The 13696-nt window shown below is 68.1% G+C and carries 11 protein-coding genes, 5 tRNA genes and 1 pseudogene; 5 read left to right on the top strand and 12 right to left on the bottom strand.

Annotation, left to right across the window (positions count from 1 at the left end):
• Positions 1-246: 246 nt before the first annotated feature.
• The gene (locus ACWPN5_RS24715) at positions 247-918 is read left to right on the top strand and encodes a hypothetical protein (protein WP_492297921.1); all 672 of its coding nucleotides are present in this window, start codon (positions 247-249) and stop codon (positions 916-918) included.
• Between the two features lie 190 nt (positions 919-1108).
• Here ACWPN5_RS24715 and ACWPN5_RS24720 read toward each other — a convergent pair.
• The 7 genes and pseudogenes from ACWPN5_RS24720 to ACWPN5_RS24750 form a co-directional block, all read right to left on the bottom strand.
• Positions 1109-1483, bottom strand: a pseudogene (locus ACWPN5_RS24720) (transposase); the annotation flags it as partial.
• A 127-nt stretch (positions 1484-1610) separates the two neighbouring features.
• A complete protein-coding gene (locus ACWPN5_RS24725) occupies positions 1611-1952 on the bottom strand; it encodes a DUF6538 domain-containing protein (protein WP_492297923.1) in 342 nt (113 codons plus the stop codon).
• An 83-nt stretch (positions 1953-2035) separates the two neighbouring features.
• Positions 2036-2109 (bottom strand) — tRNA-Gln (locus tag ACWPN5_RS24730).
• Between the two features lies 1 nt (position 2110).
• A tRNA-Val gene (locus tag ACWPN5_RS24735) sits at positions 2111-2185 on the bottom strand.
• A 45-nt stretch (positions 2186-2230) separates the two neighbouring features.
• Positions 2231-2307 (bottom strand) — tRNA-Asp (locus ACWPN5_RS24740).
• 99 nt (positions 2308-2406) lie between these two features.
• A tRNA-Ala gene (locus ACWPN5_RS24745) sits at positions 2407-2482 on the bottom strand.
• Position 2483: 1 nt separating this feature from the next.
• A tRNA-Thr gene (locus ACWPN5_RS24750) sits at positions 2484-2558 on the bottom strand.
• A 178-nt stretch (positions 2559-2736) separates the two neighbouring features.
• On the opposite strand from ACWPN5_RS24750, the gene ACWPN5_RS24755 reads away from it, so the two are divergent.
• Positions 2737-4056 carry a class I SAM-dependent methyltransferase gene (locus ACWPN5_RS24755; protein ID WP_492297924.1) on the top strand — a complete coding sequence of 440 codons (1320 nt, stop codon included), beginning with the start codon at positions 2737-2739 and terminating at the stop codon, positions 4054-4056.
• 86 nt (positions 4057-4142) lie between these two features.
• On the opposite strand, the gene ACWPN5_RS24760 is transcribed toward ACWPN5_RS24755, so the two are convergent.
• Positions 4143-4616, bottom strand: a complete 474-nt coding sequence (locus ACWPN5_RS24760) for an RT0821/Lpp0805 family surface protein (protein WP_014197686.1) — start codon at positions 4614-4616, stop codon at positions 4143-4145.
• Between the two features lie 236 nt (positions 4617-4852).
• On the opposite strand from ACWPN5_RS24760, the gene ACWPN5_RS24765 reads away from it, so the two are divergent.
• Together ACWPN5_RS24765 and ACWPN5_RS24770 are read left to right on the top strand one after the other, a co-directional pair.
• Positions 4853-7654, top strand: coding sequence for a carbohydrate-binding domain-containing protein (locus ACWPN5_RS24765; protein ID WP_492297926.1), 2802 nt, complete (start codon positions 4853-4855; stop codon positions 7652-7654).
• Between the two features lie 53 nt (positions 7655-7707).
• A complete protein-coding gene (locus ACWPN5_RS24770; RefSeq protein ID WP_040134614.1) occupies positions 7708-7884 on the top strand; it encodes a YqaE/Pmp3 family membrane protein in 177 nt (58 codons plus the stop codon).
• A gap of 142 nt (positions 7885-8026) precedes the next feature.
• Here the strand turns inward: ACWPN5_RS24770 and ACWPN5_RS24775 are convergent, their stop codons facing one another.
• On the bottom strand, positions 8027-9730 hold the full coding sequence (locus ACWPN5_RS24775) for a methyl-accepting chemotaxis protein (protein WP_492297927.1): 1704 nt from the start codon (positions 9728-9730) through the stop codon (positions 8027-8029).
• Positions 9731-9901: 171 nt separating this feature from the next.
• Between ACWPN5_RS24775 and ACWPN5_RS24780 the strand changes: the two genes are divergently transcribed.
• Positions 9902-10057, top strand: a complete 156-nt coding sequence (locus ACWPN5_RS24780) for a hypothetical protein (RefSeq protein WP_186466216.1) — start codon at positions 9902-9904, stop codon at positions 10055-10057.
• A 9-nt stretch (positions 10058-10066) separates the two neighbouring features.
• Here the strand turns inward: ACWPN5_RS24780 and ACWPN5_RS24785 are convergent, their stop codons facing one another.
• The 3 genes from ACWPN5_RS24785 to ACWPN5_RS24795 form a co-directional block, all read right to left on the bottom strand.
• Positions 10067-10888, bottom strand: coding sequence for a metallophosphoesterase family protein (locus ACWPN5_RS24785; protein ID WP_492297928.1), 822 nt, complete (start codon positions 10886-10888; stop codon positions 10067-10069).
• Between the two features lie 13 nt (positions 10889-10901).
• Positions 10902-12104 (bottom strand): carboxylate--amine ligase, encoded by a 1203-nt coding sequence (locus ACWPN5_RS24790; RefSeq protein WP_492297930.1) that lies wholly within the window; start codon positions 12102-12104, stop codon positions 10902-10904.
• A gap of 63 nt (positions 12105-12167) precedes the next feature.
• Positions 12168-13349 carry a GNAT family N-acetyltransferase gene (locus ACWPN5_RS24795; RefSeq protein WP_492297931.1) on the bottom strand — a complete coding sequence of 394 codons (1182 nt, stop codon included), beginning with the start codon at positions 13347-13349 and terminating at the stop codon, positions 12168-12170.
• Between the last annotated feature and the right edge of the window lie 347 nt (positions 13350-13696).

A 13696-nucleotide genomic window follows, 5' to 3' on the forward strand; every position in this document is an offset into this window, starting at 1 on the left:
TCGTCCTCACACATCGGGGATAGCCGGCCGCGTCGCCAGGCACTCGCCGGCAGCGGCGATCGAGCGGAAAATAGTGGGCCGAGTGTACTCTCCGCCGCCGCGGCTCCGCGATGTCAGGAAGACGCGTCTTTTTTTCGTCATTCGTCGAATGGTGAAAAAAAGACGCGTCCAAGCCCCCTGTACGGTTGCCTGGGTGCCTCGCTACGGTGACGTGCATCCGGCCCTTCCCATTCAGGGTGCACGCCTATGCTGTCTCCAGAACGGACCATTGAGGATCGGGATGCCGGGGATTGGAACGCGCCGCTCCGTAATCGGGCGCATCCGCCGGAACCCGTCGCCGGCCCGCTCATTTCTCTCGCTGCCACTGCCACTGCCACTGCCGCTGCCGCTCCGGCGGATACGTTGCGCCGGTTCCGTCTGTCGCAGGCGGAGCTGATGCCGACGGTGCGGCGGCTTGAACTTGACTGGCCGTGCAGTGTCGCGATGATGCAGCGCTTCGCCGAGTATGTGACCGGCGTTCCTGTCTGTCATCCACGCGATCCGGGATCGCGCTCCGGTTCGCCCATTCCGGTGCTGTTCCTGTGCCTTCAGATGGGGCTCAGCGCCTATGACGCTGCGGCCGACGAAAGCGACGACCGCCGTTTGTTCGCCTTCGTCGACGGGCTTTGCCAGGAGGCGGCGCGCCTGCTTTCCGGCATCGTGCTGTTTACGCCCGACAACGACTGCTGGATGGCGGGCAATGGGGCGGCGCTGCACGGATGGCTGGCGACATGTGATGTCCGTGGCGTGACCGTCCATCGTTCTCAGCGCCGCGGCGCCAGCCATCAGCGCGTTCTCTCGGCGATCGGCCGGTATGTCGTCCCGGCGCGCGAACGCGCGATCCTGGAGCGTGTCCTCCGGGCCGATGCGACGCCATAGGATGAACTGACGGCCCGCGCCGTCGAAAGCCGGATGACGGTATGCCGCTGCCGATTGTTCCCGACCACGCGATGGTCTTCTTCAACCCGCTTCGTTTGTCGTGCGTGCAAGAACGTTTGATGTCCCCGCATTGACAGGCACGGCAATCCGCTCGCGTCCGGCCCGCTCCCGATCTCACCCAAGGATCCAAGGACGTGCGCCGATAACCGTAATGGCCATACTGGCCGGCCAGCCGCAAGATGGCGCTGGTGAGCGCATCCTCATCGGCCGGAACCATCGGAAGTTCCCCGTGCCGCCTCCTGCAGGATCAGCTTGTCCAACGTCAGATCGGCCTCCGCCTTGCGCAGGCGCCGGTTCTCGCACTCCAGTTCCTTGACCGCTTGGCCTGATCCAGCTTCAGCCCGCCAAACTCCGCGCGCCAGCGATCGTAGGTCTGCTCCGAGATAGCCTCTATGCAGCAGGTCTCGCGGACCGTGTGCCCCTACGCCACCGCCACCTCGATGGCGCGCAACAGGCCGATGATCTGTTCCGACGGGCCGTTCCGTCCTCCTCCTGATTTGCCCAGCCCTCGGATAGGGGCTGGCGCTGGTTCAGGGGGCAGCTCAGGACCTCACGCAGATCGACGCCGCGCCGCCGGCCCCGCTTGGCCGGGCGCGGTAGCCATGGTTCGATCAGGATCCACTCCGTGTCCGTCAGGTCCGTCGGATACCGTTGTGACCGCCGGTCCGGCCCCGCCTGCTTCGCTCGATGAGCCTTCGTCCACATTGCCTGTCTCCCGCTTCCACACGGAAAACAGGCAAACCCTCATTCCCAAACTGGCTCTCAGCGGCGGCCGGGTCTTGTTGGGTAAGCTTCTCGGCCATGGTCGCGAACGCGTCCTCCGTCAGCGCGTAGAGACCGGCGGCCATCGCCCGGGCGGCGCGGCGGTCGGTCGTGCGCAGGGAAACCCAAGCCTCGGATTGGCGCAAGAGCAGACGGATCGCAACGGGAACGCGTCGGCGGAAATGGTAGGTGGCGCCCTGTCGTATCAACATTCCGGCCCTGTGGAGTAGGCCGGTGGAGTAAACGGATCACCGGCCGGTGGCCGTTGCCGCAAGATGTTGATTTTCAAGGAAGTTGGTTGGGGGACTAGGATTCGAACCTAGGTAGCCAGAGTCAAAGTCTGGAGTCCTACCGCTAGACGATCCCCCAATGGTGGTCCCGACTGGGATTGAACCAGTGACCCCTACGATGTCAACGTAGTGCTCTCCCGCTGAGCTACAGGACCAAACCGCGAGATACCAAACCGAACTGGACCTAAACCACAAGAAAGTGGCGCGAGTGACGGGACTTGAACCCGCGGCCTCCGGCGTGACAGGCCGGCGCTCTAACCAACTGAGCTACACCCGCGTCGTAGGCGACCTTCTAAAGAACAAAGATCGCCGAAGCAAGCACTAAATTCAACCTTACCCAACTTACTCAAGTCAACCAACCAACCGCCGAAGAAGTTGGTGGAGCCGAGGGGGATCGAACCCCTGACCTCCTCATTGCGAACGAGGCGCTCTCCCATCTGAGCTACGGCCCCATGGTGCTGCCAGAGAGGATTGAACTCTCGACCTCTCCCTTACCAAGGGAGTGCTCTACCACTGAGCTACGGCAGCGTCCGGCGGGAGCGGGTGAATAGCAATCCAGACGGCCCCCTGTCAAAGGGAAAAATATCGAAGGGGGCATTTCTTTCTTTTCACCCCCGCGACGGCCGCAGGCGGCGCTTGCATCCCGCCGCCGACACAGGGCATCTCATCCCCCATTCCGACCATGCCCGACCGACAGGTTCTTCCCGTGGATGAGGTTCTGAGCGAGGCGCGCCGCCTGATCGAGGCGCGGCATTACCGACAGGCGGTGCGCCTGCTGCGGGACACCGCGGGGCAATCCGCTGGGTCCGTCGAGCGCGACCGGCTGACCGGCATGGCCGCGCTCGGCCGGCGCGACGCCGGGACCGCCACCACCCTCCTGCGCCGCGCCCTGGCGCGCGAGCCTGCGCACGCCGAGACCCTCCATCATCTCGCCCAGGCCGTGCTGGCCGGCGGGGACCGCTTGCAGGCCGTCCGCTGGCTGGAGCGGGTGGCTGTGGCCGATCCTGCCTTCCCCGGCCTGCGCGAGGCGCTGGCCGGCGCCTACCGCCGCGACGCCCTCTATGAGGAGGCGCTCCGGGTGACAGGGGAAGCGCTGGCCGCCGGGAACCGCTCAGCGGACATCCTCTATGAGCGGGCGGTCAGCCTCGCCCATCTCGGCGACGCCGCGGGCGCCCTGGCGGTCTTCGACGAGCGGCTGGCCGACGATCCGGAGCACGCCGCTGCGTGGTTCGGCAGCCACGCCGCAGCGCTCGGCCTGAACGGTGTGGAGGACGCGCTGCGCCGCCTGCGCCGGGCCGCGGACTGTCCGGGGGCGGCGGGCAAATACTGGGGCTTCCTGTGCGCCTACCTGCTGCTGCTGGGCCGCGACGCGGAAGCCGGTGCGCTGTATGGCGAGAAGCTGGACGGTCAGCCGAAGCGTCTGCCGCTGGTCGAAGCGGTGACGGCGATCCGCCCGCACCTCGCTTCGGATGTTCGGCTGTTCGGCGTCGGGGCGGAACTGCTGCATTTTGCGCTCGAGCGGGCGGCGGTGCCCGGTCTGGTGCTGGAGTTCGGCGTGCGCCGCGGCACCTCGCTGAACCAGATCGCCGCGGTTGCCGGGCAGGCCGTGCACGGTTTCGATTCGTTCGAGGGGCTGCCGGAGGGCTGGGTGAACGCGCCGCGCGGCGTGCTCAGCACGGGCAAGAGCCTGCCGCCGGTGCGCGACAACGCGGTGCTGCACGCGGGCTGGTTCGAGGACACGCTGCCGCCCTTCCTGGCGGCCCACGGCGGCGCGGTGCGCTTCGTCAATGTGGACAGCGACATCTACTCGTCGGCGCGGACGGTGCTGACCGCTCTGGCGCCGCGCTTTCGGGCGGGGACGGTGCTGGTCTTCGACGAGTTCATCGGGAACCGGACGTGGCGCGAGGACGAGTATCGCGCCTTCATGGAATACGCCGCCGGGTCCGGTGCGGCCTGGGAGATCATCGCCGTCAGCCCGCACACCAAGCAGGTGGCGATCCGGCTGACCGCGCTTCCCGTGTCATGACTCCGGCATCCTGACGGGGGCTCCCGCCCCGACCGTCGTTTCCGCGGCTTGCGGAAGGGACGGCCGGGGTGGGGGCGTGCCGGGTGTTAGGACACGATGCGCCAGCTGCCGTCCGGCTGCTGGCAGGCGGTGCCGTTGGCCCGCTCGGCCTTGCCGCCGACATAGACGGTCTGCTGGTACTCGCGGCAATAGTTGCCGGAGTTGTCGCGGCCGTCGCGGATCGGGGTGATGGTGCCGCGGTTGCCCGATTCCGGGTTGTTCCACTGGATGGTCGAGCCCATCGGCGCCGCATAGGCCTGGGTGGCGGCGCGCTGGGCGTAGCCCTCGTCCGCGCGGTCGAGCGACTGGCCGAGCTCGCTGCCGAGATAGGCGCCGAGCAGCGTGCCTACACCGGTGGTGATAAGCTTGCCGGTGCCGCCGCCGAACTGCGAGCCGATCACGCCGCCGGCCGCCGCGCCGCCGAGCGCGCCGACCGTCTGCTTGGTCCCGATGCCGCTGCCGCCGCTCTGGCAGGCGGCGAGCGACAGGGCGACAAAGGCGGTTACAGCGATCTTCTTCATGGGGTCTCTGCCTCTTGGTTCCGTATAAGCCATCAACACGTAAGGCTTCGCTTTAATCCGGGGGAGCCTGCGCTTTGGTGCGTATAACTCCCGTTCAACCGCCTCTCCCGTCATAGGCGGTGGCGGATAGAAGCACGGACCCGGCAGCCCTCGCCTGTTATCAAAATGGCGCACAAATGTCTGGCCGGCCCCGCCATGCTCGCCGCCGTTGAGCATAAGAGCGAGGGAACCATCCAATGGCTTCGACCACCACGGGCAAGACCGACGCCAAGATTGTCGTGAGTGCCTATGGGCAGTCCGCCGGAGGCATCTGGCCGCATTTCCGCCTGTTGATCGACGGCGTCGAGGTGGGCCAGGCAACCGTCAACGCCAGCAGCCCGACCGCCTACAGCTTCACGGTGCCGGTCACCGCGGCCCAGGCGCACAAGGTGCAGATCCAATACGACAACGACGCCATGGTGAACGGCCAGGACCGCTCGCTGATCGTCAGCGGGGTCACCATCAACGGCAAGACCCACAAGCCGACCGACGCCAACGTCACCTACGACAAGGGCGCGCTCGACGGAAAGGACGTGGTCAAGGGCCAGTCCGGGATGTGGTGGAACGGCACGCTGGTCGTCGACACCCCGGCCGCCGACTTCCCCGCCCCGGCGGCGCCGGTTGCCGCAACCTCCACCTTCGTGGTGAACGCACAGGGCATCGCGGCGGGCGGCACCAACGCGCATTTCAACCTGATGGTCGACGGCAAGAAGGTGGGGGAGGGCACGGTCGGCACCGCGGCCAAGGACTACAGCTTCACCGCCAACGTGGCCCCGGATCAGGCGCACAAGGTGCAGATCCAGTATGACAACGACGCCGTGGTGAACGGCCAGGACCGCTCGCTGATCGTCAACAAGGTCACCATCAACGGCAAGTCCGTCGCCGCCACCGACAGCATCGTCACCTACGACAAGGGTGCGCTCGACGGGAAGGACGTGGTCAAGGGCCAGTCCGGGATGTGGTGGAACGGCACGCTGGTGGTCGACGCCGACAAGAGCTTCTTCGCGACGGGCGGGTCCACGCCGGCCCCCACGCCCACCCCGACCCCGACCCCGACGCCCACGCCGTCCCCCGCCCCGACCGGGCCGGCCTTCTTCGTGGCGACCAACGGCAACGACAAATGGTCGGGCAAGCTGGCCGCCCCCAACGCGGCCGGCACTGACGGGCCGAAGGCGACGCTGACCGCCGCCCGCGACGCCATGCGCGCCGACCCGACCATCGACGTGACCTATGTCCGCGGCGGCGACTACTACATGAAGGACATGCTCTGGCTGGACGGCCAGGACAGCGGCGTCCGCTTCGCCGCCTACGGCAGCGAGAAGCCGGTCTTCCACGGCGGCTCGCTGGTCGACAACTGGGTGTCGCGCGGCAACGGCCTGTACAGCGCGCAGCTTCCCGGCGGGTCCAAGGCGGTGCTCGACCTGTCGATGGACGGCGACCGGCAGACGGTGGCCCGCACGCCCAACGCCGATCCCAGCCACCCCATCGACGGCGGCTGGCTGATCGCCACCAAGGCCGGGGCCAACGCCTACACCCAGTTCGGCTTCAAGGCGGGGGCGATCCCGACCTATTCCAGCACGGACGGGCTGATGGTCAGCGTCTTCAGCCAGCACGGCTACGACAACATGACCGTGCCGGTGAAGAGCATCGACTACGGCAGCAACACCATCACGCTGGCCCAGAGCACCTACGACGCGCTGGGCGCCGGCAGCCGCTTCTACCTGTTCAACGGCAAGGACCAGCTCGACGCCCCGCGGGAGTGGTTCTTCGACAAGGCGTCCGGCCAAGTTCTGTTCAGGCCAGAGGGCGGGGCAATCGCCGGGCACAAGGTGGTCGCGGCGCAGCTTCCCGTGCTGGTCGGGCTGGGCGGTGCGAAGAACGTGACGATCGAAGGGCTGACCCTGACCGACGGCGCGCCGGACGGCCACGCGGTCTACGCCAACAACGCCGCCGGGCTGACCTTCAAGAACAACACCGTCACCAACACCGGCTACGGCATCACGGTGGAGGGCAGCGCCAACAGCACCGTCACCGGCAACCACTTCGCCGAGACCGGGCGCGAGGCGGTCTACGTCAAGGCGGGGTCCAACTTCACCAAGGTGTCGGACAACCTGATCCAGCACGCCAGCGCCGTCGACCACGGCGGCGACGCGCTGTGGGTGAACGGCAGCAACGACGTCTCCATCACCCACAACCAGATCGAGGACACGCCGGGCAAGGCCATCGCGGTCGGCTCCGTCCAGGCCTCGGGCGACGCCACCTACCGGGCGACGATCACCCACAACAAGATCATCGGCGCCAACCAGGAGACCAGCGACGGCGGCGGCATCTACCTGATCAACCGCCAGCAGGACCTGGCCGGCCACACGGTGGCCTACAACGAGGTGTCGGGCACCACGGCCTTCGGCAACGTGACCTGGGACGGCACGGTCTCCCCGACCTTCCTCGACCCGACGAAGCTGGTGAGCTGGGGCATCTATCTGGACGACTGGACCAGCGGCACCACGGTGAAGGGCAACGTCGTCCACGACAACGTCGGCGGCATCTTCCTGCACGGCGGCTGGAACAACACGGTCACCGACAACATCCTGGCCGACAACCTGGGCACCCAGATCGGCCTGCAGCAGAGCGTCGGCTGGGGCGGCTGGAAGGGCACGCCGATGGCGAACAACACCATCACCCAGAACATCGTGGACGCCGGGGACGGCCGGGCGGTCGCGCTGGACGGGCCGAAGACGGCGGGGACCTTCACCGGCAACTTCTACGCCGACCTCAACCCCAACGAGGCGCTGTTCCAGGCTTGGCCGCAGGTGATGGCGAACGGCGCCACCGGCACGCTGGCGCAGTGGCAGGCCGCCGGCTACGACAAGGGGTCCTTCACCTTCGACCCGCAGTTCACCGACGCCGCGCACGACAACTTCGTGCCGGTCTCCGGTTCGGCGGTGTACCAGCACGGGTTCGATCCTCTGCCCTTCGACCAGATCGGGCTGCTGGGCTGAGGATCGCGTCAGGACGAAGGGAACCTGGGGCGGGGCGGGAGCGTTATCGCGGCATGGACATCATACGCATCATCCTGGCGCTTCTGCTGCCGCCCGTCGGCGTCTTCCTCCAGGTGGGGTTTGGCGCCCAGTTTTGGATCAACGTGCTGCTGACCCTGCTCGGCTACATTCCGGGCATGATCCACGCGCTGTACGTCATCGTGAAGTACAAGGACCGCTCCCCGGCGTGAGGTCCGATATAGCCCTCTCCCCTCTGGGGAGAGGGTGGCCCGAAGGGCCGGTGAGGGGGTTGCGCTTATGCCGGACGTTCCGACACGCGCAACCCCCTCACCCTAACCCTCTCCCCAGAGGGGAGAGGGGATATACGCCTCCTTAGGCCGCGCGGACCTTCGCCAGGAAGCCGCTGACCTCCATCCGCAGACGCGCGGCGGAGCGGCTCAGTTCCTGCGCGCTGCCAAGCACGCGGCCCGCCGCGGTCCCGCCCTGCGAGGCGGCGCCGCTGACCTGGACGATGGCGCCCGACACCTCCGCCGTGCCCGCCGAGGCCTGCTGGACGTTGCGGGCGATCTCCTGCGTTGCGATGCCCTGCTGCTCGACCGCCTGAGCGATGTCGTCGGCGATCTGGCTGCTTTCCCCGATGACCTGGGCAATCTCGCGGATCGACTGCACGGTGCGCAGGGTGACGTCCTGAACCCCGGCGATCTGGGCGGTGATGTCCTCGGTCGCCTTGGCGGTCTGGTTGGCGAGGTTCTTCACTTCGCTCGCCACCACGGCGAAGCCCTTGCCGGCCTCGCCGGCGCGCGCCGCCTCGATGGTCGCGTTCAGCGCCAGCAGGTTGGTCTGCTGGGCGATCGAGTTGATGAGCTGCACCACCTCCCCGATCTTCTGCGACGTGCTGACCAGACCTTCCGCGGTCGCCTGGGTGTCCTCGGCGTTGCGGACGGCGCGGTTGGCGATGTCGGCGGACTGGCGGACCTGCTGGCCGATGCTGCTGACCGACCCGGCGAGTTCACCGCAGGCCGTGGCCACCGATTCCACGTTGGCCGTCGCCTGGGTCGCCGCGGCGGCGACGGTGCCGGCCTGATCGTTGGCGCGCTCCATGGTGGCGTTCAACGTCTGGGCGGCGCCCTCCAGCTCGGCGGCGGCGTGGGAGACCAGCTCGACGATGGAGCCGACGCTGCGCTCGAACTGGTCGGCAAGCCCGTTCATCGCCCCCCGCTTCTCGGCCTCGGCGCGGCGCTCCGTCTCTTCCTTCTCCGACTCCATGCGGCGGGCGCGGACCATGTTGTCCTTGAAGACCTGGACGGCGCGGATGATCTCGCCGACCTCGTCGCGGCTGGTCGCCTGCGGCACCGCGATGGACAGGTCGCCTTCGGCCAGCTTCAGCGTCGTGTCGGTCAGGCGGCGCAGCGGCCGCACCGTCAGGATCGACCACCAGGCGAGCCCGGCGCCGAGCAGGACGGTCACCGCGCACAGCGAGATCATCAGCACCTGGAAGCTCTCCGACACCGTCCGGGCGTGCTTGGCCACCGCCTGGCTTTCGGCCTCCTGAAGGTCGATGAAGGCGTTGATGCGGGCCAGCCACTCGGTGAAGCCGGGGCGGGCCTGCTCGACCAGGATCTTGACGGCGCGGTTGGCGTCGCCGGCCTGACGCGCCTCGATGACTCCGCGGGCCAGCGGCAGGGTCTTGGCCTCCGTCTCCTTGATGGAGGCGAGGATCTCCCGCTCCCGGGCGGTGATGTGGGTGCCGGCGGCGAACATGCGGTCCATCTGCTCGGCCGAGCGCGCGTAGTCGGCGGCCAGCCGGTCGATGGTGGCGAGTTCGGCCTTCAGCGCCGCGGCGTCGGACAGGAGCGTGACGTCGCGCAGGCTGATCGCCCGGTCATGCACGCTGCCGCGGAAGTTGATGGCGTAGCGCTGCTTGACGTTGTTGACGTCGTTGATGGTGGAAAGGCTGTCGTTGATGCTGTTGACCTTGTAGATGGCGATGGCCGCCAGGGCGACCATCAGCACCAGGATGCTGGAGAAGCTCAGCATCAGCCGGATGCCGACCTTGGCGTTTCGGAACCAATTCATTGTCCACACTCCCGCCGGTCCGTGTCGTCGAAGAACTCGTTGGATGCCGCCTGTTGCCGAAAGCCTGCCCTGCGGCGGAACCGACGATAGCACCAAAGAGTTGATACGGATTTTCCGCGAGATTGGATCAAAAGGAAAATTTTTCAGGAGGCGGGAAGGGATGGCTGGGTTGTGGGATTTGTCACAGAAAATCGCCGCCCGTCCGGCTACAGTCGCGCGCGTTCGCAGACCCCTCACGAGATGAAGATGGCCGGCCCGATGCTCAAGCTGCTGCTCGCCCTGTTGCCGCTCGGCGCGTCGCTGCTGATGCTGGCGACGGTTCAGTAAAGGCGCGAATCACGAGTTGATGACCCGCCGCACCATCTCGTAAATCCCCATCCGCCGCAGCCCGCCCTGGAGGGCGGCGCGCAACGGCGCCGGGATGGCGAGCAGGCGCCGTGGCTCGATCCCCGCCCGGCGCGTCTTCTCGAAAGCCGCGCGGTCGTCGTAGGCGACCCGCCGCACGCTCACTGTCCGTCGGCCGGTGTCGAACAGCATCCAGGTCGCCCGCCGCTCCTCCGTGCGCGGTTCCCCCACCGTCCCGGGGTTGAGCAGGTAGCAGGAACCGCCGCGCAGAGCGACCTCGCTGTCGGGGTCGTGCTCGAACAGCTCGCCGTTGCGGTATTCGTGGATGCCGAGCCGGTGCGTGTGCCCATAGGCGCAGACGCGGGCGCCGGAGGGGTGGGCGAGCAGGGCCTGCGCCGTGCGCCGCATCCGGTCCTCGCTGTTCAGCCGGACCAGCTCGCAACCCCGGTCCACATGGAGCGCCCCGTGAACGGCGACGAGATGCTCACCGACATTGGTCTTCAACGGGAGGGCGGACAGCCACGCGACGTCCTCAGGCGGCAGGCGCTTGCGCGTCCAGGCGATGGCCCGGATGGCGCGGACGCTGAAGCCGTCGGTGGGGATCTGGCGGGTCACCGCGCGGTCGTGGTTGCCGGCGACGCAGACCGCCCCGGCCTCGCGCAGCAGCCTGATGCAGGGCGACGGGTCGGTGTTGTAGCCCACCACGTCGCCCAGGCAGACGACGCGCTCCACCCCCGCGCCGCTCATGTCGGCCAGCGTGGCCTCCAGCGCCTCGCGGTTGGCGTGGATGTCCGACAGGATCCCGATCCTCATCGCCGCGGCACCCTCACTGCGCCTTCATCGCACCGCCGGGCGCGTCGTGGTGTGCGCGCGCCGGCAGGAAGCGGGCGAGTTGGTTGTGCAGGAAGGGCATCGGGTCGTCGAGCGCGATGGCCTTGGCCTCGCAGCCCAGCACCCAGGGCAGCCACGCGGCCATGGACAGGCCGCTGTCCTTGGCGGCCAGCCGGTCCTTGGTGATGTGGCACCAGCGCGCCCCGGCCCGCGCCTTGCCGACCGCCGGGCGCGGCAGGCCGAGCTGGTCGGCGTGGACCAGCGCCGGCAGGTTGACCCCGGCCACCGCCCCCAGATGGTGCCACAGGTTGAAGCGCGGGTTGACCTCCAACAGATGCAGCGAGCCGTCCGGGGCGCGCTTGAAGTCGAACTTGGCGACGCCGCGCAGCCCCAGCCGTTCGGTCAGCGAGCGGCCGAGCGCCGCCACGTCCGGCGCGTCGGTGATGGTCAGGGCGGTGCTGTGCCCGTAGGCGAGCGGGTAGGTGCGGATCTTGGCCCCCGTGAACTCCCCGGCCACGCCGCCGCCCTCGTCCACGTAGACGTGGTAGCTCTCGATCCGGGTCTCCGGACCGGGGATCATCTCCTGAACCAGCAGGTCGAGCCCGACCGCCGCCAGCCGCGGCCACAGGGCGCGCAGCTCCTCGGCGGAATCGACCTGGATGGCCTTGGCGAAGCCGTCCGCCTCGTCCCACACCCGGCGGCGGGTCAGCGGCTTGACGATCAGGGGGAAGCGCAGGTCCACCACGTCGGGTGCGGCCTCACGGGTCGGATAAAGGCGGCGGGTCGCCGGGACGGGCAGGTTCAGCCGCTCGGCCAGCGCCTGGAAGCGGCCCTTGTCCACCAGATCCTCGACCAGTTCGGCGTCGGCGATGGCGAAGCGGAACCCCTCGGCCAGCCGGTTGCGGTTGCGTGAGACGAGCAGGAGCTGGGTGTCGTCCTGATAATAGAGGACCGGCTTTTCCGGCTGACCCTTGGCGAAGGCCATCATCACTTCGACCAGCCCGTCCGGGTTGCGCGCCGGGTCGTCCCACAGGATGGCGTCCTTGGTGAAACGGGAGTGCAGGGCGGGGGCGCCGGGATGGGTGACCACGGCGCAGCGCAGCCCGGCCAGCCCCAACGGGCGCACCATGTCCATGTCGCCCATCACGCAGGCCAAGGCGGGGTTGGCGACGGAGCTGGCGGTGGGGGTGTTTCTCATTTTCGGCATCCTCCAACCGCCCCGTCGGCGGCCCTGCGGTTTGCGGCGTTGGTCTTAACGGAGTCAGCGGTTCATCAGGGGAAGCGGACTGCGGATCAGCCGCCTCATCCGGTCGGCCAAACCCGCCTTGACGCGGCGCAGGCGGGTGTCGATCTGGCGGCTCAGCCGGTCGGGGCCGAGCGCGATCCAGTTCATCGGCTGCTCGGTGTTGGAGAGCAGCGGCTTGTGCCCCGCCGGGGTGGACATGAAGTCGTAGCAGTCCTCGCCGCGGGCCAGCGTGTCCTCGATGGCCAGGACGTGGGCGACCAGACCGGGCTTCAGCCGGTTGTCGGCCTCGTAGGCGAAGCCGCCCTGGTAGTTCATCACCCGCCCGCGATGGACGAAATTGTAGAGGTAGCCGATGACCGTGTCCCCGGCGCTGACCCGGCACAGCCGCACCGTCCCGGCCGGCACGCCGCTGGCGATCATCCGCTCGTGGAAGGGCCGGAAGGCCGGGTTGGAGAAGGCCCCGGACTGGCCGCGGGCGTTCCAGCTCGCCTGATGCAGGATCTCCATGGCGTGGAAATCCTCCAGCGCCTCCGCCGCCGTCGCGGCGACGCGGTAGGTCAGCGGGCCGCGCTCGGTGTAGAGCCGCATGGCCCGGCGCACCGCGGCGCGGGTGTTCTTGCCGAGGCTGGCGAGGTAGCCGGCGCCCTGCCGGCGCACGCCCTCCAGGTCGACCCATTGGCAGCTGTCGGCCACCCGGACCTGCAACGCGTGGCCCTGCCGCGCCGCGGCGAGCCGCACCGCCGCTTCCGCCGCCGGCTCCAGCCCGCCCAGCACCAGCTCGTCCCAATTGGTCAGGCGGCGCCCCAGCCAGTCGAATCCGGCGGCCAGCACGGCGTCCGCGCAGCGCCGGTCGGCGAGGATGCCGTTGTATTCCACGAAAATCCGGTCGAAGGTCCGTTCCCCCGTCTCGTGCAGCAGCCAGCAGCGGGTGCGCAGAAGACCGAAGCGCCACTGGGTGCGCGGGCAGAGGAGCGCCAGCCCGACGACCTGTCCGCCGCGCCGCGCGACCAGCGCGTGGGGCCGCGTGCCATGGGGCAGGGAGGCCAGCCAATTGCCGATCCACTGCCAGCTCAGGAAGAAGGACCCGTCGGCCCGCTCTTCCAGATCAATCCAAATCTTTTCAAATTTTCTGGGATCGCCCAGAGGCTGAAGGGTGATGTCGATGGTGTCGCCGTCGTCCTCAACAAGAGTCCTCATGTCCATGGGCTCGGTCTTCCCGGGGGATGTTGACGGAAGGGGCGGCTTTGAATGTCTACGTGCAGAGAATGGGATTGGATCGATGTCTCGAAATCTTTGATCTCATCCGATCTTTTCTGTGCTCCGGCCTTTGCATCATGTACGGATGAGCAAGACAAAAAACGCGGTGGCGGAAGGTGGGGTGCGCCGTCCCGGTGGGGGAACCCGTCCGGGTCATCCGGGGTATCGGGCGGTGAGGCGGCGGGGCAATGGATGTGTCCATCTGCCCCCCGGATGACGTTCCGCCCGATGCCTTGGGCCGGGGGTGCGGCCATTGGTCCAGGCCCAAAGGCAAGTCTTATGGCTGC

The sequence above is a fragment of the Azospirillum sp. UENF 211521 genome, assembly GCF_058780535.1.

Coding starts and splice junctions, on each gene's coding strand:
- ACWPN5_RS24795 (WP_492297931.1), bottom strand. CDS start 13,349: ATGAGGACTCTTGTTGAGGACGACGGCGACACCATCGACATCACCCTT.
- ACWPN5_RS24725 (WP_492297923.1), bottom strand. CDS start 1,952: ATGTTGATACGACAGGGCGCCACCTACCATTTCCGCCGACGCGTTCCC.
- ACWPN5_RS24770 (WP_040134614.1), top strand. CDS start 7,708: ATGGACATCATACGCATCATCCTGGCGCTTCTGCTGCCGCCCGTCGGC.
- ACWPN5_RS24775 (WP_492297927.1), bottom strand. CDS start 9,730: ATGAATTGGTTCCGAAACGCCAAGGTCGGCATCCGGCTGATGCTGAGC.
- ACWPN5_RS24765 (WP_492297926.1), top strand. CDS start 4,853: ATGGCTTCGACCACCACGGGCAAGACCGACGCCAAGATTGTCGTGAGT.
- ACWPN5_RS24790 (WP_492297930.1), bottom strand. CDS start 12,104: ATGAGAAACACCCCCACCGCCAGCTCCGTCGCCAACCCCGCCTTGGCC.
- ACWPN5_RS24715 (WP_492297921.1), top strand. CDS start 247: ATGCTGTCTCCAGAACGGACCATTGAGGATCGGGATGCCGGGGATTGG.
- ACWPN5_RS24760 (WP_014197686.1), bottom strand. CDS start 4,616: ATGAAGAAGATCGCTGTAACCGCCTTTGTCGCCCTGTCGCTCGCCGCC.
- ACWPN5_RS24785 (WP_492297928.1), bottom strand. CDS start 10,888: ATGAGGATCGGGATCCTGTCGGACATCCACGCCAACCGCGAGGCGCTG.